This is a genomic window from Kitasatospora sp. NPDC024654 (genome assembly GCF_055559155.1).
Map to the genome: position 1 here is coordinate 56501 of NZ_JBVHLF010000011.1, position 17933 is coordinate 74433.

21 protein-coding genes are annotated in these 17933 nt (G+C 72.2%); 12 read left to right on the forward strand and 9 right to left on the reverse strand.

Going from position 1 to position 17933, the window contains the following annotated elements:
* Nucleotides 1–8 precede the first annotated feature (8 nt).
* Together ACZ38L_RS09545 and ACZ38L_RS09550 are read right to left on the reverse strand one after the other, a co-directional pair.
* Nucleotides 9–779 carry a maleylpyruvate isomerase N-terminal domain-containing protein gene (locus tag ACZ38L_RS09545; protein ID WP_465690948.1) on the reverse strand — a complete coding sequence of 257 codons (771 nt, stop codon included), beginning with the start codon at nucleotides 777–779 and terminating at the stop codon, nucleotides 9–11.
* A gap of 197 nt (nucleotides 780–976) precedes the next feature.
* A complete protein-coding gene (locus tag ACZ38L_RS09550; protein WP_465690950.1) occupies nucleotides 977–1459 on the reverse strand; it encodes an STAS domain-containing protein in 483 nt (160 codons plus the stop codon).
* A gap of 135 nt (nucleotides 1460–1594) precedes the next feature.
* Between ACZ38L_RS09550 and ACZ38L_RS09555 the strand changes: the two genes are divergently transcribed.
* The 4 genes from ACZ38L_RS09555 (at nucleotide 1595) to ACZ38L_RS09570 (ending at nucleotide 5462) form a co-directional block, all read left to right on the forward strand.
* On the forward strand, nucleotides 1595–1942 hold the full coding sequence (locus tag ACZ38L_RS09555) for a helix-turn-helix transcriptional regulator (protein WP_465690952.1): 348 nt from the start codon (nucleotides 1595–1597) through the stop codon (nucleotides 1940–1942).
* A gap of 55 nt (nucleotides 1943–1997) precedes the next feature.
* Nucleotides 1998–2780: a DUF4037 domain-containing protein gene (locus ACZ38L_RS09560; protein WP_465690954.1), complete on the forward strand. Its 783-nt coding sequence runs from the start codon at nucleotides 1998–2000 to the stop codon at nucleotides 2778–2780.
* A gap of 111 nt (nucleotides 2781–2891) precedes the next feature.
* A complete protein-coding gene (locus ACZ38L_RS09565) occupies nucleotides 2892–3035 on the forward strand; it encodes a hypothetical protein (RefSeq protein ID WP_465690956.1) in 144 nt (47 codons plus the stop codon).
* 330 nt (nucleotides 3036–3365) lie between these two features.
* A complete protein-coding gene (locus ACZ38L_RS09570) occupies nucleotides 3366–5462 on the forward strand; it encodes a SpoIIE family protein phosphatase (RefSeq protein WP_465691059.1) in 2097 nt (698 codons plus the stop codon).
* Nucleotides 5463–5481: 19 nt separating this feature from the next.
* On the opposite strand, the gene ACZ38L_RS09575 is transcribed toward ACZ38L_RS09570, so the two are convergent.
* Nucleotides 5482–5790 (reverse strand): WhiB family transcriptional regulator, encoded by a 309-nt coding sequence (locus tag ACZ38L_RS09575; RefSeq protein ID WP_465690958.1) that lies wholly within the window; start codon nucleotides 5788–5790, stop codon nucleotides 5482–5484.
* Between the two features lie 328 nt (nucleotides 5791–6118).
* Here ACZ38L_RS09575 and ACZ38L_RS09580 point away from each other — a divergent pair, with 328 nt between their 5' ends.
* Both ACZ38L_RS09580 and ACZ38L_RS09585 read left to right on the forward strand, forming a co-directional pair.
* Nucleotides 6119–6271, forward strand: a complete 153-nt coding sequence (locus ACZ38L_RS09580; RefSeq protein ID WP_465690960.1) for a hypothetical protein — start codon at nucleotides 6119–6121, stop codon at nucleotides 6269–6271.
* Between the two features lie 251 nt (nucleotides 6272–6522).
* Entirely contained in the window at nucleotides 6523–6759 is a 237-nt protein-coding gene (locus ACZ38L_RS09585) for a hypothetical protein (RefSeq protein ID WP_465690962.1), read from the forward strand.
* A 62-nt stretch (nucleotides 6760–6821) separates the two neighbouring features.
* Here the strand turns inward: ACZ38L_RS09585 and ACZ38L_RS09590 are convergent, their stop codons facing one another.
* A complete protein-coding gene (locus tag ACZ38L_RS09590; RefSeq protein ID WP_465690964.1) occupies nucleotides 6822–7256 on the reverse strand; it encodes a GNAT family N-acetyltransferase in 435 nt (144 codons plus the stop codon).
* Between the two features lie 306 nt (nucleotides 7257–7562).
* Between ACZ38L_RS09590 and ACZ38L_RS09595 the strand changes: the two genes are divergently transcribed.
* The 5 genes from ACZ38L_RS09595 to ACZ38L_RS09615 all read left to right on the forward strand — a co-directional run bounded on the left by ACZ38L_RS09595 (nucleotide 7563) and on the right by ACZ38L_RS09615 (nucleotide 13505).
* Nucleotides 7563–9257: a PP2C family protein-serine/threonine phosphatase gene (locus ACZ38L_RS09595; RefSeq protein ID WP_465690966.1), complete on the forward strand. Its 1695-nt coding sequence runs from the start codon at nucleotides 7563–7565 to the stop codon at nucleotides 9255–9257.
* A gap of 241 nt (nucleotides 9258–9498) precedes the next feature.
* On the forward strand, nucleotides 9499–10686 hold the full coding sequence (pstS, locus tag ACZ38L_RS09600) for a phosphate ABC transporter substrate-binding protein PstS (protein ID WP_465690968.1): 1188 nt from the start codon (nucleotides 9499–9501) through the stop codon (nucleotides 10684–10686).
* Nucleotides 10687–10749: 63 nt separating this feature from the next.
* The gene (gene pstC / locus ACZ38L_RS09605; protein ID WP_465690970.1) at nucleotides 10750–11742 is read left to right on the forward strand and encodes a phosphate ABC transporter permease subunit PstC; all 993 of its coding nucleotides are present in this window, start codon (nucleotides 10750–10752) and stop codon (nucleotides 11740–11742) included.
* Nucleotides 11743–12633 carry a phosphate ABC transporter permease PstA gene (gene pstA / locus ACZ38L_RS09610; protein WP_465690972.1) on the forward strand — a complete coding sequence of 297 codons (891 nt, stop codon included), beginning with the start codon at nucleotides 11743–11745 and terminating at the stop codon, nucleotides 12631–12633.
* Nucleotides 12634–12695: 62 nt separating this feature from the next.
* A complete protein-coding gene (locus tag ACZ38L_RS09615; RefSeq protein ID WP_465690974.1) occupies nucleotides 12696–13505 on the forward strand; it encodes a phosphate ABC transporter ATP-binding protein in 810 nt (269 codons plus the stop codon).
* 46 nt (nucleotides 13506–13551) lie between these two features.
* Here the strand turns inward: ACZ38L_RS09615 and ACZ38L_RS09620 are convergent, their stop codons facing one another.
* Nucleotides 13552–15219 carry a PLP-dependent aminotransferase family protein gene (locus tag ACZ38L_RS09620; RefSeq protein ID WP_465690976.1) on the reverse strand — a complete coding sequence of 556 codons (1668 nt, stop codon included), beginning with the start codon at nucleotides 15217–15219 and terminating at the stop codon, nucleotides 13552–13554.
* A 183-nt stretch (nucleotides 15220–15402) separates the two neighbouring features.
* Between ACZ38L_RS09620 and ACZ38L_RS09625 the strand changes: the two genes are divergently transcribed.
* A complete protein-coding gene (locus ACZ38L_RS09625; protein WP_396561055.1) occupies nucleotides 15403–15894 on the forward strand; it encodes an Lrp/AsnC family transcriptional regulator in 492 nt (163 codons plus the stop codon).
* A gap of 155 nt (nucleotides 15895–16049) precedes the next feature.
* Here ACZ38L_RS09625 and ACZ38L_RS09630 read toward each other — a convergent pair whose 3' ends face one another.
* The 4 genes from ACZ38L_RS09630 to ACZ38L_RS09645 form a co-directional block, all read right to left on the reverse strand.
* Nucleotides 16050–16295: a S16 family serine protease gene (locus ACZ38L_RS09630; RefSeq protein ID WP_465690978.1), complete on the reverse strand. Its 246-nt coding sequence runs from the start codon at nucleotides 16293–16295 to the stop codon at nucleotides 16050–16052.
* Entirely contained in the window at nucleotides 16292–16996 is a 705-nt protein-coding gene (locus tag ACZ38L_RS09635; RefSeq protein WP_465690980.1) for a S16 family serine protease, read from the reverse strand. The genes ACZ38L_RS09630 and ACZ38L_RS09635 overlap by 4 nt, the downstream gene beginning before the upstream one ends.
* 183 nt (nucleotides 16997–17179) lie before the next feature.
* On the reverse strand, nucleotides 17180–17398 hold the full coding sequence (locus ACZ38L_RS09640; RefSeq protein WP_465690982.1) for a hypothetical protein: 219 nt from the start codon (nucleotides 17396–17398) through the stop codon (nucleotides 17180–17182).
* Nucleotides 17399–17545: 147 nt separating this feature from the next.
* Nucleotides 17546–17932, reverse strand: coding sequence for a hypothetical protein (locus tag ACZ38L_RS09645; protein WP_465690984.1), 387 nt, complete (start codon nucleotides 17930–17932; stop codon nucleotides 17546–17548).
* Nucleotide 17933 lies beyond the last annotated feature (1 nt).

Below are 17933 nucleotides of genomic sequence, written 5' to 3' on the forward strand. Positions count from 1 at the left end.
CGCCCCGGTCAGTACCCGCTCAGAAGGGCCCGCACGCGGCGGAGGGTCTCGGGCCCGGCGTCGCTGTGCCAGCGCGAGGGATCCGCGGGGCGTCGGCCCCAGAGAAGCAGGAGGCGGGTGGCCGCGTCGCTCTCCACGGTGGCCGGTCCCTCGGGGGTGGCGAATCCGATGCTGGTGCCGACCGCGTCCGCGGTGACCAGGATGTCATCGGTGCCCGGGACGCGCAGTCGTCCCTCCACCCGGCCGTCAGGGCCGAGTTCGAGGCCGGAGAAGCCCCGGGCCAGCAGCGGAATGCCCACAGTGGTCACGCTGTGCTCCGTGATCCACGACTCGTTCAGTGCCCGCACGGCCGTGCTGTCGTCACCGGTCAGGTCCCAGCGGTGCAGTACCAGCTCTTCGCGCATGTGTTCTGCGAAGAAGGCGGGCGTCACGGTCCGGCCGGTCCAGATCACCTCGGCCGCCGGTGACAGGTCGCCCGCGGCGGCCGCCGCGGTCTCGACGAGCTGTGCACAGCGGGCGAGGAAGGCCGACCAGAGCTCGGAGTCGGACATGGCCCGGTAGGGGGCCTCGCGGTAGAAGCCCCTCGTCTCGACGGGCGTGCCGGCCATGTGGGCCGCGAGTACCCGGGCCAGTTCTTCGGCGGTGCCCGTCTGGTGGGCGACGATGTCGCGGACGGTCCACGCCTCGCACCAGGTGCCGCTGTCGGGCTTTCGCGCCCGCGCGGCATGGGCGAAGGCCTCCAACTCCGGAAGAGCGTCATCGACGCGGGACCCGCTCACGGGCAAGGGATATCCAACGGCCAGGAGACCGAACCTCGGGACACCCGCCTGGCGGGCAGCGGGAACGGCGTGGGACGCCCCGGCGACACGGGATCGGGACCGTCGCCGCGCCGGGAGGGTTCGGGAGCGCCGCGCCCCTGCCCCGGTCCAGCGGACCCTTGACCGCAGCGGGCTCCGGACCCAAGGAGGGCCGTGGCTCAACCGGTGCGTCGCAGCCCGGGGGTACGGGTGGGCGCGCGCCCGTTCGGAGGGGTGGGAACGAGGAAGAGGGCCCGGGTCTCGGTGAGCCGGAGCAGACGTTCGGCTTGCGGGCTGGCGGCGCAGACGGTGAACGGCCGGCCGAGGACGTCGCGGGCCTCATGCCGCACCCGGAGGAGGGTGTTGAGCCCGGCGCAGTCGAGGAACGTGACCTGGGTGAGGTCGAGTTCGAGCCCGCCCGGATGAGCGTGCAGGGCGCGCAGCAGGATCGCACGCAGTTCCTCCGCGCAGTCCTGGTCGATCTCGCCGCGGACGACGACCGCGCCGGCACCGTCCGTGGTGGTGGGCGGCGGCGGGATCACGGCGGTGGCGTGGAGCCCGAGCGGGTGAGTGGTCCCGGGCGCGGGCGGATGCGGCCCTGTGGACGGTGGTGTCCGCCTGGCGGCCTGGGCCGGGCCGCTGCGTTGTCTGGGGGAGGGCATGAAGGCTCCCTCGTACGGGTGTACGGCAGGGATGGACCTCTTCGATCGTGACCCCGCGCCCGTCGTACGTCAAGGGATTCGCGAAGAGTTTTTCGCGTCTTGGAACGCCTGAAGTGTGCGGCGCATGATGGAGGTATGAGCCGCGACGACAACCGGAGCCGACCGGAGTGGACCTTCCTCACCAACCACGCCCGGGTGCTCCTCATGATCGCCCGGGACCCCAGCATCCGGCTGCGCGACGTCGCCACAGCATGTGAGGTGACCGAGCGGACGGTGCAGGCGATCGTGGCCGATCTGGAGACCGCCGGATATCTGGTGCGCTCGCGCACGGGACGGCGCAACCACTACGAGATCCCGCCGGGCGGCCGCTTCCGGCACTCCGCCGAGGCCGGTCGGGAGATTTCGGGCCTGCTGGCCCTTTTCGCAACCGGCCCGGAACCGGCGCCGGGGACCGTCCCCACGCGGCCACGGTCCTCCCCCTGACGTGGTCCGGCGGGGTGGCTGCCAGACTCCCGTTATGCGGATGATCATCGAAGACATGGCTCACCACTTGGCGGAGGTGCCGGGCGTGGTCGGTGTGCTGCTCGGCGGCAGCCGGGCGCGTGGGGAGCACCGGCCGGATTCGGACTGGGATCTCGGCGTCTACTACCGCGGCAGCCTCGATCTCGCCGCGTTGCGCGCGCTGGCCGGGCCGGACGTGGACGTGGCCGGGCCGGGCGGCTGGGGGCCCTGGGTGAACGGCGGCGCGTGGCTGCGGGTGGACGGTGCCGCGGTGAACTGGATCCTGCGCGATCTGGATCGGGTCGAGCAGGTGTGGGCGGACTGTTCCGAAGGCCGGTACGAGGTGGGGGTGCAGGCGGGGCATCCGCTTGGGTTCTGGTCGCCCTGCTACGCCGGCGAGGTGGCACTCGGGCAGGTACTGGCTGACCCGACCGGCGAGCTGACGGACCTTCGGCGGCGGACCGCTACCTACCCGGAGCCGCTCCGGGATGCGCTGACGGCAGCGGCCTGGGAGGCGGAGTTCCTGGTCAGCGCCGCGACGAAAGGGACGGCGCGGGCGGACACCCTGTACGTCTCGTTGTGTCTGTCCCGGGCGTTCGGCGTGCTGGTTCAGGCGTTGTTCGCCAGGAACCGGCGTTGGTGCCTCAACGAGAAGGGCGCGCTGGTTGTCGCCGAGCGGCTGCCGGGGGCGCCAACGGCTTTCGGCGCACGTGTCCGCGGCTTGCTGGGGGCGCCGGGTGGGACCGCCGAGTCGCTGACGGCGACGGTGACCCGGGCGAGGGCGCTGGTCGAGGAGGCCCTCACCTCGCTGAGAAGCTGAGCCGGGTCACGGGCCTGCTGACGGACGCTCCGTTGGCAGAAGATCCAGACCGAGTTCGTCGACGACCCCAAGGAGGCCGTCCGCTCGGCCGACGCCCTGGTCGCCGAGGTGATGCGGACGCTCGCCACGTCCTTCGCCGAGCACAAGGACGGCCTGGAAGGCCAGTGGGACCGCGGCGAGGACATCGTCACCGAGGACCTGCGGATCGCCCTCCAGCGCTACCGGTCCTTCTTCAACCGCCTGCTCACCACCTGAGCCGCGGTTCACGCACCCGGACTCCGCCCTCGGCCGCTCGCACGTCCGGTGGCGGAGTCCGCCTGCCCCCACCCACGCCCGACGGCCGGCATGCTCCCCCCTTCGAGGACGGGCCGCTCGGGTGGATGTCCACCGCGGAGCGGGGCGCGGACCGTGGAGCGTTCCAACGGCCGGGGATCGTCCCGGCTGGACCGGAGAGCCGGAAGCTGCCGGTGAAACGGTGTAGGGGGAGGATGGGAACACGGCTGAGGGGGAGGGTGAGGCGGAGCGAGCGACTGGATCCGGCCCGAGGCGGTCACCGCGATCGGGCAGAGGAAGGAGGGCCCGGTGATGGGGTCGTCCGAGGCGTTCCGACCCGCGTCCGGCCCGCTCGGGGTCGCTTCGTTCGAGCCCGGTGGACTGCTGGACGTGCTGAGCGTGGCCGCGGTGGTGCTGGACGACAGGGGACGGATCGCGCTGTGGAGTCCCCAGGCCGAGGAGCTGTTCGGCTGGAGCGCGAAGGAGGCGCTGGGGCAGTACGCGGCGAAGCTGCTGGTCGCCGAGGAGCACGTCGAACCGGTCCTCGAACTGTTTGCCGAGGTCATGTCCGGAGGCGGTGCCTGGGCCGGGGTCTTCCCCGTGCGGCACAAGGACGGCTCCACCCGGTTGGTGGAGTTCCGCAACATGCGGTTGCTGGACGATCGCGGCGGCCTGTACGCCCTCGGGCTCGCCAGCGACGAGGCGACGCTGCGCGGCGTGGAGCGGGACCTGGCGCTGTCGGTGCGGCTGGTGGCCCAGTCACCGATCGGGTTGGCGGTGCTGGACACCGACCTGCGGTACGTCCTGGTCAACCCGGCGCTGGAGGGCATCAACGGCCTGGCCGCCGAGAAGCACCTCGGCCGAACCGTCCGCGAGGCGCTGCCGTTCCTGGACGTCGAGGCCATCGAGTCGGCGATGCGCCAGGTCCTGGCCAGTGGCACATCCCTGGTGGACCAATTCACCATCGGCCGGACACAGGCCGATCCCGGCATCGACCACGCCTGGAGGGCGTCGTACTACCGGCTCGAGGACTCCGGCGGGCGGGTGATCGGACTGGCGACCACCGTCGTGGATGTCACCGAACAGCACCGGGTGGCCACGGAGGCCGCCGAAGCCCGGAGGCAGCTGGCCATCATCGCCCACGCCTCCGTGTTCGTCGGCACCAGCCTCGACCTCGTCCGAACCGCCGACGAGCTGGCTGACATCGCCATACCCGACCTCGCCGACATCGCCGAGGTGAACGTTCTGGACTCGGTCCTCGACGACCGTCCCGCCAGCACGACGGGCTCCGGCGCCGGGCCCGCGATCTTCCGGTCCCTGGCCGTGGCCGGGGCTTGTCCCAGCACCCCCGCCGGCGACGTCGACCCCCCCGGCGGGACCGCCGCCTACGCCGTCGACCATCTGATCACCCGCTGTGCGACCACCGGCCTGCCGATCCTGGTGGCCCGCGTCGAGACCCAGGACCTGTCGCAGATCGCTCGGGACGGCGAGGCCGCCGCCCTCCTGGGCCGCGCTGGCCTGCACTCGTTCCTCGCCGTGCCGCTGATCGCCCGTGGCGAGATCCTCGGCGTGCTCGACCTCAAACGCACCCTCAACCCGCGACCGTTCAACGACGACGACTGTGCCCTGGCGGGCGAGCTGGCCGCCCGCGCCGCCGTGTGCATCGACAACGCCCGCTGGTACCAGATCCAACGCCACGCGGCCCTGACCCTGCAACGTCACCTGCTCCCACGCACGCCGCCGCGATCGATCGGTCTCGAGGTCGCCTACCGCTACCAGCCCGCCGGAATCGTCGGCGAGGCCGGCGGCGACTGGTTCGACGCCGTCAAACTGGCCGGCGACAAGACCGCCCTCGTCGTCGGCGACGTGATGGGCAGCGGCATCAACGCGGCCGCCGCCATGGGGCAGCTGAGCACCGCCACCCGGACCCTGGCCGACCTCGATCTCGACCCCGCCACGATCCTGCACCACCTCGACCGCACCGTCCGCGCCCTGGACGAGACCATCGCCACGTGCGTCTACGCCGTCTACGATCCCCACCGCGCGCAATGCCGCATCGCACTCGCAGGCCACCTGCCCCCGGTCCTGGTCCGCCCCGGCAGTTTCCCCGTGCTGCTGGACCTGCCCACCGGAGCGCCGCTCGGCGTCGGGGGCGTCCCCTTCGAGGCCACCGTCCTCGACCTGGAGGTCGGCGACCAGCTCGTCCTCTACACGGACGGCCTGGTCGAAACCCGTGACCAACCCATCGACGACCGCCTGGACGCCCTCCTCGGCCTGTTGGCCGACACCCACCTGCCCCTTGAAGTGACGTGCGACCGACTCCTGGCGGCTCTGTGTCTTCCCAACGGCCACGACGACATCGCGCTCCTCATCGCCCGGGTCGTCCCCACCGGGCCGGCTGGGGACTGATGTGACGGACGCCTGAGGGTCACGCGACCCGGTGGCGGGCCGGGTGGCCGCGCCGGCGCGAGCGCAGGACGGCGGCCCGCTCGTCCTCGCTCAGCCCGCCCCAGACGCCGTAGGGCTCGCGGGCCCTGAGCGCGTGGTTCAGGCAGGCCTCGCGGACCGGGCAGCGTGCGCAGACCGCCTTCGCGGCCGTGTCGCGGTCGTCGTGGGCGGGATTGCGCTCGCCGGGCGGGTGGAAGAACAGGTTGCTGTCCGCACCGCGACAGGCCGCGTCCAACTGCCAGTTCCAGTGCTGCTCGAGGGGTCCGGGCAGCCGTGACACGTCGCTCATGGAAGCTCCTTCGGCTTGCGACCACTCGCCTGGCACCTCCCGGGACGGTGCGACCGGGCGGGCGGTCGGACGGTCGAGGTCGGACGGGCGGCGCCAGGTCCTCCGGCAGCCCCCGACGATCGCAGAGGCGTCCTCGCTCCGGGACCGGGTGGTGCCACCGGTCCCGGAGCGGTCGCCCAAGGCCGTCCCGGGAGCCGGCCGCCGCGCGAGGGGAGCGCGCTGCGGCCGGTTGACGGCCTCGGCCGTCGTCTCACCGCCAACAGGCGCCTCAAACCCGGGAGTCGTGTACTGACTTCGCCCCGACGCCGCCACGGCGCCCGGCCCCTCGGTGGCCGCGCCGCCGGGCCCGGATCTGGTCGAGGGCGTGGTCTCCCTGGTGCACCCGGCCGAGCTGATCGACGGGCACCGCTACGAACAGTTCGCACTCGCCGCCGAGGGCCGCCGCGTGGTGATCCCCGCCCGTGACGTGGAGTTCCCGTGACGTGGAGTCCGTGGCCGCGGTCGCGGACCGGGCGGTGGTGAGGGCCGAGGCTTCACCCGCCCGGAGCAGCGGTGGGCGAGGGTGGGTGCCGAAACGGTGCGTGAGGCCGTGAGCGCGACGGATCCGGTGTGATGGATCGGGGGAGGCCGATGGGCGACCCGGGTCGTCGGGCGGCGAAGGCGGGCACGCGGCGCTGGGCTGGCCCGGCAGATCGACGTGCGCGATGGCCGGTCCCGGCTGAACCTGGTCACATGACCAGCCACGAAGCCCTCGACAGGGCGCGCCCTGTGGAAATCTCGGCCCTGGTGTCCGGCCATCGCGATCGACAGGTGCGCATCGAGCGTCCCGGGACCACGCCGGTCGTCGTTGCCTGCTCCAGCCGGCAGCAGTTCGAAGAGGTCCTCCGGCGGGAGCGCCCTGACCTCGACCCCGACGACGCCCAGCAACTCCACTGGGTCGACCACCCCGGCGAGTGGCCCAGCGCCTGAGCGGGCGCCGACGTCGTGCAGGCCTTCCCCGTAGGCGGGGTGGGGTCTGTTGACGGTGGAGGTCAGGACACGGTTGGACTGCGCCGTTCGACGAGGACGACGTCGCGCCAGGTGCCGTGGTGTTCGCCGACGCGTTCGCGGGTGCCGACGACGCGAAAGCCGACCCGTTGGTGGAGGGCGAGGCTGGCGGTGTTCTCGGGGAAGACGCCGAACTGGACGGTCCAGATCCCGGCGGCCTCGGTCGAGGAGATCAGGGCTTGGAGGAGGGCGGTCCCGACCCCGCGCCCGCGGGCGTCGGGGTGGACGTAGACGGAGTGCTCGACCACGCCGGCGTGGGCGCGGCGGTCGGAGACCGGCACGACGGCCGTCCAGCCCAGCACCCGCGCGTCTTCGGCGAGCGCGATCAGGCGGCGGTCGGGCAGCTTGACGGCGTCGAAGGCGCGCCAGGTCGGGGCGGTGGTCTCGAAGGTGGCGTCGCCCTCGTCGATGCCGAGCACGGGGGCGCCTCCCAGCCCCCATGCTCGGCCGTCTCATCCGCTGGCAATCCCGCCTGTATCGACGGTCGTCGATACAGCGCTCGGATCCGGGGGAGTGCCATGCCGCTGCGAGGTCCCTCCGCGGTGCGGCCCGGTGACCGCTTCGCGGAGCGACCTCGCAGCGGCATGGGTGCGGATCACCCGTCGCGGGCCGACGATTGGACCATGCGCTTCCGGTACCGCAGACGAGGAGGTAGGCGGGCGTGCGCCGGCGCCTCAGGCCGGGCCCACGCGGACGCCCGCCTGGAAGCAGCGGTCGACGCCCTCTTGGCGGGCAGTACCGACGAGGTGCTGTGGAGCGTGCTGGGAGGCACGGCGTTCGGCGTTGCGATCTTCGACCCGCAGCTGCGCTACCGCTATGTCAACCCGGCCCTCGCCCGGATGACCGGCCAGTCGGCCGCCGACCTCGTCGGCCGGGCCGTGGCCGAGACGTTGCCCGGCGTCGGCAGCCGTGCGGACGTCCTCCGCCAGGTGCTGCGTGACGGGCGGCCCCGTGAAGCGACCAGCAGCCGTACCGAGGCCGGCTCCGCCCAGGAAAGCCGCTGGTGGCACGGTGCCTACCATCGGTTGGAGGTCGCCGGCCGGGTGCTCGGCGTCGTCGGCATCGTGCTGGAGGTCACCGACTCGCGGCAGGAGCAGCACGACCTGGAGCAGGCCCACGTACGCCTCGCCCTGCTCGACGATGCCGCCACTCGGATCGGTACCTCTCTGGACATCGACACCACCTGTGCGGAGCTGGCGGACTTCGTCGTCCCGCTGCTGGCGGACCTGGCGACCGTCGAGGTCCTGCCGGTCGGTCTGCCGGAGGGCCACGGACCTCCGCGAGCCAGGGCACTGCGGCTGCGCCGGACCGCGCTGGCCTGCGTGCCGGCCCTGCGCAGCTGTGCGCGGGACCTCGGGATGACCGACAGCACCGTGGGGTACCGGGAGGACCCGGCCATCGCACGGTGCCTGGAGACCGGCCATCCGATCGTGCGGAACCTGCTGTCCGCGGGGCCGGACCGCTCGGCACCGGACGCGGGGCGCCTCGCGGCCTGCCGGGCCGCGGGAATCCACTCGACCCTCGTCGTCCCACTCGCGGCCCGGGGCCACGCCGTCGGAACCGTGTCACTGGCCCGAGCCGGCAACAGCCCGGAGTTCAGCGACGAGGACGTGGTGATCATCCAGGACCTGGTCGGCCGCGCCGCGGTCAGCATCGACAACGCCCGCCGCTACACCCACTCGCAGACGATCGCCCTGGAACTCCAGCGGGCCCTGCTCGCCGAGCCGGGAAACCCGCACCCCAACCTCGAACTGGCCTCCCGCTATCTCCCGTCCGGCACCAGCACCATGGTCGGTGGCGACTGGTTCGAGACGGTCCGCCTGGCCTTCGGACGAACCCTGCTGGTCATGGGGGATGTGATGGGCCACGGGGTCGAGGCCGCCGTCGACATGAGCAGTTACCGCTCGATGCTCCGCTACGTGTCCGCGACGGACCTGCCGCCGCACCGGATCCTGCGACAGCTCGACGCCATGATCTCCGCAAGCGAGTCGGGACGGCCGGCCACCTGCCTGCTGGCGCTGGCGGACCCGGCCCGCAGCCGCTGCACGTACTCCAGCGCCGGGCACCTCCCACCCGCCCTCTTCACCGCCGACAGCGGCACCGAACTGGTCGAGGTCCCGACCGGTCCGCCCCTCGGTACCGGCGTCGGCGGATACGAGCTGGTCACTGGTGGCTTCCGGCCGGGCCAGGTGCTGCTCCTCTACACCGACGGCCTGGTGGAGAGGCGCGGTGAGGACATCGACGTCTCGCTGGCCCGGCTCGCGGACCTGCGGCTGCCAGTGGCCGGCGACCTCGGCGACCTGCTCGACGAGACCCTGTACGGCCTGGTGCCCCATGGCGCGGAGGACGACATCGCGGTCCTCGCCGCCCGGGTGCGCCCCCGGCCCGCGGAGCAGGAGTCGCGCGGGTCCCGAGCGTGATCGTCACCCGCGTCCGTCCTTCCGCGGGGTGGCTCCGCTCGTCCGTCCACCATGGGAGTCCCCGGCGTTCCGCCCAGTGGGTGGACACGCGCCGCAGCCGGCCCCGATCGTGGATATGGGCCGCCGCAAGCGAGAGTCTGGGTTTTCCCGTTGCTGATCGGACCACTCGCGCAGGCCCCGTACCTGGCTCCGCCAGTGGAGCGACGCACCGGTTGCGCCGACCCGCGGAAGAATGGATCTCATGGCTCGCAAGGCCTTCGCCGGGCTCGTCCTGGTGGTGGGAGCGGCGCTGCTCGCCACCGGCTGTGGCACCACGAACAACGTCAGCAACACCTCCCCCAGCGGTACCGGCGCCGCCGCCAGCGCGGACTTCGGGACCCAGATCTGCGGCCAGGCAGGCACCACCAAGCCCGGCTACCCGCCGCCGTTCGCGCGGCTGCCCGGCGGGGCGAGCTCCCTGTCCGGGGCAGGGTCGACCTTCGTCGCGCCGATGATGTCGTACTGGACCAAGGTCTACAGCCAGTCCTCGGGGGTGCAGGTCGCCTACCAGTCGATCGGATCGGGCGGCGCGGTGGCCCAGATCCTGGCGGGCACGGTGGACTTCGGTGTCAGCGACACCGGGCTGAGCCCGGCCGACCAGGCCAGGGCCAGGGGCCCGATCCTGCAGATCCCGCTGCTGCTCGGCGCGGTCGTGCCGGCCTACCATCTCTCCGGCCTGCCATCGGGGCTGAAGTTCACCGGCGACCTGCTCGGCCGGATCTACGCCGGGAAGATCAAGAAGTGGGACGACCAGGCGTTGACCGCGTTGAACCCCGGGATGAAGCTGCCGGACGAGCCGATCGCGGTGGTGCACCGCTCCGACGGTTCCGGCACCACGGACATCTGGACGGACTTCCTCACCAAGGAGTCCCCGGCCTGGGTGAGCGCGCTCGGTGGCCCGAGCAGGAGCACGGGCAAGACGGTGGCCTGGCCGACCGGCATCGGTGGCAAGGGCAACGAGGGAGTGTCCGGGCAGATCAACCAGACGGAGGGCGCGCTGGGCTTCCTGGAACTGCAGTACGCGCTCGCCCAGAACAGCACGTACGGGCAGGTGCGGAACAAGGCGGGCAACTTCATCCAGCCCTGCGTCGCCACCGTCGCCAGAGCGGTCAACGGCGTGACGTTCCCGGCGGACCTCAACACGTCCCTGACCGACGGCAGCGACCCCGACGCGTACCCGATCTCGGGCACCACGTACGCGCTGCTCTACCGGAGCCAGACGGACCCGGCCAAGGCCGCCGCCCTGGCGAACTTCCTCGGGTGGGTGCTGTCCGCGGGCCAGGACCTCACCGCCGGCCTGAACTACGCGCCGCTCGGCAAGGACCTCCAGCGGCTGGCCGTCGGGCAGTTGGAGCAGCTGACCGTCAATGGCCAGCCCCTCATCAGGTAGCCACCGCCGGGCGCCCGTTCCCGGACCACCCACCGCCGGATCCGCCCGACCCAGGGGAGAGAGATGACCCCCCTCGCAGACTCCTTCACCTCGGTGCGACGCTCGCGCGCCCGGCACGCCGGCGACACCGCGTTCCGGGCCGGCGTCAGGGCCGCGGCGGCCTTCGTGATCCTCGTGCTGGTCACCACGGCCGTGTTCCTGGTCCGGCAGGCATGGCCCGCGCTGCGCCACTACGGGACCCTCAGCTTCCTCGGTTCCGACCGGTGGGCACCCTCCGAGGCCAGCGCCTCCTCGGCGCACCCGAACCCGTATGGCATCGTGCAGTTCGTCTACGGGTCCGTGGTCACCTCGCTGATCGCGATGGCACTGGCGGTTCCGGTCGCGGTCGCGGTCGCGCTGTACCTGACCGAGGTGGCACCAGGCTGGCTGCGCAGGCCGCTGGCCGGCCTGATCGACCTGTTGGCCGCGATCCCCTCGGTGGTCTACGGGTTCTGGGGTGTCTTCGCCCTGATCCCGGCCGTCCGCCCGGCCGGCGTCTGGCTGTCGGACACCCTGGGCGGCGCCCCGGTGATCGGGCCCGTCTTCGCCGGCCCCTTCTTCGGCGTCTCCTACCTGGTGGCCGGCATCGTCCTGACGATCATGATCCTGCCGATCATCACCGCGATCTGCCGCGAGGTCTTCGCCACCGTCCCCACCATCGACAAGGAGTCCGCCCTGGCCCTCGGGGCGACGCGGTGGGAGATGGTGAGGATGGCGATCCTTCCGCGCTCCCGCTCCGGCATCACCGGTGCGGCCGTGCTCGGCCTGGGCCGGGCCCTGGGGGAGACCATCGCGGTCACCATGGTGATCGGCAACAGCGTCCTTTCGATCACCGCGAGCCTGCTCGGCCCCGGGGCCACCATGGCCTCGGTGATCGCCAACGAGTTCACCGAGGCCACCGAGCCCTTCCACCTCCAGTCCTTGATGGTGGTCGCCGCCTGGTTGCTGGTCATCACCCTGGTCGTCAACGTCCTCGGCAGACTCGTCGTGCGGCGCACGGGAGAGGACCTCGGGTAGATGACCGCCGCTCCGCCCGCCGCTCCGCCCGCGGCTCCCGCTCGCCGCAGCGTTCCGGAGCGCCTGGCCGTCAATGCCGCGATGACCGGGCTGCTGACGCTCGCCGCGGCAGTCGCGGTCGCCGTGCTGCTGTGGATCCTGGTCCACGTGGCCGATCAAGGGCTGAGGTACCTCGGGCCGACCTTCCTGACCCAGACCCCGCCGGGCGATCCCTCGCAGGCCGGGGGCGGGTTCGTGAACGGCATCATCGGTTCCGTGATCACCGTGGGCATCGCCACCGCCCTCTCGGTGCCGATCGGCATCGCGGCCGCCGTCCACCTGATCGAGTACGGCGGCCGCCTGGCCAAGGTGGCGGGTTTCCTCACCGACGTGCTCATCGGGCTGCCGTCCATCGTCACCGGCGCGTTCGTCTACTCGCTCTGGGTGGTCAACTTCGGCTTCTCGGGACTGGCCGGGGCGGCGGCACTGGCCCTGATCATGCTCCCGCTCGTCACCCGGGCCACCGCCGAGGTGCTGCGCCTGGTGCCGGCCGACCTGCGGGAAGCCAGCCTCGCGCTCGGCGTGAGCCAGGCCCGCACCATCGTCTCCATCGTGCTGCCCACCGCGCGCTCCGGGATCACCACCGGCGTCATGCTCGCGATCGCCCGGGCGATGGGCGAGACCGCGCCGCTGCTGCTGACCGTCCTCGGCAACGACCTGTTCATCGAGACCAACCCGACCCAGCGGATGTCCACCCTCTCCCTGCAGATCTTCAACAACGCCATCACCGGGTTCCGCACCGCCCAGGCCCGCGCCTGGGCCGGGACGCTCACCCTGGTCGTCATCGTCCTGGCGGTCAGCATCGCCGCGCGCCTCCTCGGGCGCCGCGGCATCGCCCGCAGCGCCCGCTGAAGCACGGTTTCCCGAGCCCGAAGACCGGCCGCCCCGACCACCTCCCCGCCAAGGAGCCCGCGATGCCCACCCCGCTTCCGCCCACCCGAACCACCGGTCCGGCCCGGATCGACGTGGTCGGCCTCACCGCCTCCTACCACGGCCGTCCCGCGGTGGCGGACGTGAACCTGAGGATCACGCCCCACCAGGTCACCGCCCTGATCGGCCCTTCGGGCAGCGGCAAGTCCACCCTGCTGCGCTGCATGAACGGCATCCACCTGACCGTCCCCGGGGCCGCCGTGACCGGCAAGGTGCTGTTGGACGACACCGACATCTACACTGGCGGGCCCAACCCGGTCGAGATCCGCCAACGGGTCGGCATGGTCTTCCAACGCCCCACCCCGTTCCCCACGATGTCGGTCCGCGACAACGTCCTCGCCGGCCTGCACCTGGGCCGGCGACTCGGCCGGGGCGGTCACGACGACCTCGTCGAACAGGCCCTGACCAGGGCGGAGCTCTGGCAGGAGGTCAAGGACCGGCTCGACACGCCGGGCGGGCGGCTGTCGGGTGGTCAGCAGCAACGCCTGTGCATCGCCAGGGCCTTGGCGGTGGAGCCGGAGGTCCTGCTCATGGACGAGCCCTGCTCCGCCCTGGGCCCGAGCTCCACCCTGGCGATCGAAGACCTGATCAAGGACATCAAACAGACCTACACGGTCGTCATCGTCACCCACAACCTGCAGCAGGCCGCACGGGTGGCGGACACCACCGCGTTCCTGACCATGACGGGGGCGGGTGAGCCCGGTCGACTGATCGAGGTCGGCCCGACCGAGCACATCTTCAGCACCCCGCGACAACAAGCCACCGAGGACTACATCACCGGCAAGGCCGGGTGACCCGCCGGTAGGGGCAGCGTCACGGGGGCCCGGCCGCGACGAGCCGTCACGGCAGCCGGGTGGGCAGGCCCAGGACGGCGGGGTCCTGGGCGAGCTCCGCCAGCAGGGCGTCCAGCTTCGTCCGGTCCACCGAGGCCATCAGGAACACGTGCACGTAGCTGCGGCGGGTGGACTCGTCGCCCGGGACCATCAGCACGTCCTGGGAGGACAGCGACCACTTGGCCACCAGTTCGGGGCTGGGCTTGCGGAACCGCACCGTGATGGTGCCCGGGGTGCGCGCCGGCCAGAGCTCGACGCCCGTCTCCCGCTCCATGGCCCTCAGCCGCCGTTCCAGGTAGCCGGCCAGTTCCTGGGCGTTGCGGATCCGGTCCACCTGGTCCTGGTAGGAGTGCCGGGACAGGTGGTCCCAGAGGACCAGCGGGGAGAACCCGTTCCGGGAGCCGGCGAAGGTGGTGTCCGGCGCACCTATGTAGTCCGGCTGGGACGGCGGCGAGATCTGGTACTTGACCTTCGTCATGTAGATGCCGCACGGCCACGGCGCGCCGGGCCACTTGTGGCCGCTCATCGCGATCGAGGAGACCATGTCGAGCTCGCCGAAGTCCCGGGTGGGCAAGGTGAGGCCGAAGTCGTACTCCGGCAGCTCCACCTCAGGGGTCCAGCCGTACGCCACCGGGTCCTGGGAGGCCATCCGCACGAAGGGCGCGTAACCGGCGCCGAGGGCGCCGTCCACGTGGATCCAGAAGCCCCGGCGCAGGTCGACCAGCGGCTCACCGGTCCGCGGGTCCGTGCCGTAGACCACCTCGCGCTGGATCAGTCCGTGCTTCTCGAAGATCGGCAGCAGGCGCTCGCAGACCTTCCGGACGTCGTCGTGGGCGCCCTTGAAGGTGCTGCCGAGGTTGAGGTTGACGAAGATCGGGTGTCCGTTGGCGGCGAAGAACTCGACCAGCACCGCCAGGGCTTCGACGTCGATCTCGCCCGTGCCGTCCCAGGACCGGCCCGAGGGGCCGGGACGGGAGGGCACCTCGGTGGGCCACTCGCGGGTCCCCGTCACGGGGTCGACCAGGGGGCACTCGTCCGCGTACTTCTCCAGGCCGACGGCGTGGAAGGTCTCGACGCCCAGCACCCGGACCGCCTTGGCGAAGGAGTAGTGGGTGTCCTCGGAGTAGAACGCCACCGGGCGGTGGGCGTTGGGGTTGCTCCGGTCGGGCGCGGCCTGGACGTACCGCAGGGCGTCGAACGGGGGTGCCGGGGGCTGGATCAGCGCCTTGCCGCTCAGGTAGTCCCGGGCGTTCCAGAGCGCGTACATGTTGCCCTCGGTCGAGCCCATGGAGAGCATGTAGCCCCAGTACGACTCGGGGTCGGAGCAGTCGTACGGCCGCTTGGCGTTCCACAGCGCCGCGTAGTAGTCGAGCACCGCGCGCTCGACGACCTTGGTGTTCGGCTTGTAGCCGCCGCTCTGGAACGGGTCGCCGAGGTTGTTGATGTTGTTCGGCATGAACCGGGCCAGGTCCAGCGCGCAGCCCTGCATGTCCTGCGTCGCCTGGTAGCCGACCAGGTGCCGGCGCTTCCGCGTCAGGTACTCGTCCACCGTGTCGAGGGCGCGCAGGCGCTCGGCGTCGTCCAGGCCGCTCGCCGGGAGTTCGAAGTCACGACCGTCCAGCTCGGGCCCCGGGTCGACGGTGGGCGCGGCGGCGAAGGTGGCGGTCGGGCTCATGGGCGTGGTACTCCGAGGTCACTGGGCGGCCGGCCCGCGGGGCGGGGAACGGCGGAGGGGCGTTCGCCGCTCGCGGGTCAGGATGGAACTTTGCGGTACTCTGCCGGAAGACCTTCCGAATAAAATTCGGTACACGCGCCCGTTGTCTTGCGGATCGACGGGATTCACCGAGATCATTGGCGCGTGCCGAATAATCCGCAGGCCCGCCGGGCGCCCATCGACGACGTGGACCGGGCGATCATCCGCGCCCTCGCCGACAACGCCCGGACGCCGAACAACGCCCTCGCCGAGGCGGTGGGCATCGCCCCCTCGACCTGCCTGGCCCGGGTGCGCGCGCTGCAGGAACGTGGGATCATCCGCGGGTTCCGGGCGGAGGTCGATCCCGCCGCGATCGGACTGCCGCTGCAGGCGATGATCTCGGTCCGGCTCCGGGCGCACACCCGCGAGCAGAACGAGAGCTTCCGGAGCACGGCCCCCGACCTGCCGGGTGTCCTGGCGGTGTTCCACATGGCCGGATCCGACGACTACCTGCTCCACGTCGGCGTCGCCGGCCCCGAGGCGCTGCGCGACTTCGTCGTGGACAACCTCACCACCCACCCGGCGGTGGCACAGACCCGGACCAACCTGATCTTCGAGCAGATAGCCGGCCGCCGGTACCTGGCACCGGGGCGGTGACCACGAAGTCCTCGAGCCCGCCGGGCCGCGCGGTCGAGGTCCGCGAGCCGGACCTGCTCGCGGCGTGACCTCCCGCCGACCCGCCGACCCGCCGACCCGCCGAGGCGACGCGGCGGCCGGGCCGTTCCGCCGCCCGGCCGCGCGTCCTGCCCGGCTCAGACCGGGGGCAGACACCCCTTCAGGGGGTGCTTCGCCAGCGCGCCACGCAGCACCTGATCGAGCGTCGACGCGAACACGAACTCCAGGTCCTGACGGTGGCGCTCGGAGATCTGCCGGGCGTCGTGCTCGTTGCCCGCCGGGACGACCAGGCGCGTGGCGTAGCCGCGCTTGGCCGCGACCGCGCGGTCCTTGAGACCGCTGACGGCCAGCAGTTCACCCGCCGGGGTCAGCCGTCCCGTCACCGCCACCTCGGGCGGACGATCCGACGGCTGAGCAGCGAGACCATCGCGACGGCGATCGCGACCCCGGCGCCCGCCACGTCCTCGGCGCCCGCACCGGGCGGTACGTCGCCGTACGGCTCGTCGACGCGCAGGTCGTGCCGGGCGAACCAGTCACTCCCGAGCCGCGGAAGGAGCCGTGCGGCGTCGGCGCGTACGCAGGCGGCGGACGCCTCGGCCTGCTCCCGCAGCAGGCCGCCCAGCCGTCCGGTGGGCTTCAGGCGGCCCTTGCCGGACGTGAACGCCACCTCGACGGGCAGCAGGGTGCCGGCGACGGGCGTCCACGCCATGCCGAGTCGCTGGTCGTACCGGTGAGCCAGCCGGTCGGCCTCGGCCCCGTAGTGGATCGCCGCCTGGACGTCGGCCTCGTAGCCGACGACCACCTTGTCGGGGTCGTACCAGACCGGGACGGTGCCGCCCTGGTACTTGAGCGGGTGGACGCGGGTGAGGACGGTGTCCTCGAACGGCAGCTCGCCCCGGTTCTGCGGGGCCACGCGCAGCTTCATCCAGCAGTCGGTCCACCCGGCGGTCAGGTCCTGGTCGGGTGCCCACATCGAGCGGAGGCTGCTGCCGCCGCCGACGGTCTTGACGGAGAGGATCTCGGCCGTCGCTCGGCGGCCGTTCCGACGCAACTCGTTCAGGAGGTGCTTGTGTTTGAAGAGCATGGACGCCCCCTCGCGCTACCACCCCCGGCGGACGGCGCCCCAAGCCTACGAGCAGCGGTCGGGGAGGACACGACCGGCGGGCCCCGGGCCGACCGGCCCGCACCGCCCGCACCGTCGGGCGCCCGGCCTCGGGCCGGTGGTCCGCGCGCGATCGATCCGGCGCTCCTCCCGGAGCACCGGACCTCAGGCGCGCGACCTGCGCACCGCCAGCCAGGCCACCAGGGCGATCAGCAGGATGAGGACCACGATCAGTCCGCCCAGGCCGGCGCCGTGCGTGCTGGAGTAGTAGACGCCGCGGTGGTGCACCACGGTGACGTGGTGCACCACCGTCACATGATGCGTGGTGGTGTGACTGGTGTGGACAGTGTGGCTACTGCTACTGGTGCTGTGACGACTGCTCATGAGCCGCCAGCCTTCCACGGCGCCCGTCGGCCGGCTCGGCCAGGTGTCGGTATCCGCCGGCAGGCTGCTCGTGAACGGTGGGACGACATGCGGCCGCCCCCGCCGCGCAGGCCGCGGTGGGGGCGTGGCAGGGGCCGGGACCGCCGGTCAGAGGCTGAGGCAGGGCTCTCCGATGTCGTCGAAGTGGCCGTTGACGCCGTCCCAGCCGATGACGCAGTACTTTCCGGCGTCGGCGTGCACCCGCCACGAGGAACCGCCGGCCACGTCGCCGGCGCCGAACGTCCCGTCGCGGCCGTTGAGTTCGTGCCCATTGGGCTGCAGCAGCTGGAAGTGGCCGGTGAAGGTCCGGTCGTAGGCCCACGCCTTGACGGTCACCTGGCCGGTCGTTCCGTCGATGGCCATGCAGACGTCGTGGTTGCAGCCGCTGTTGTCGCGGGTGCGGTCGGGAACCGCGGTGGCCTGGGCCGGTGCCGCCAGGACGGTATCGGCGAGGGCGAGCGCCACGGCCGCGACGGACAGGATCCTGCTACGCATC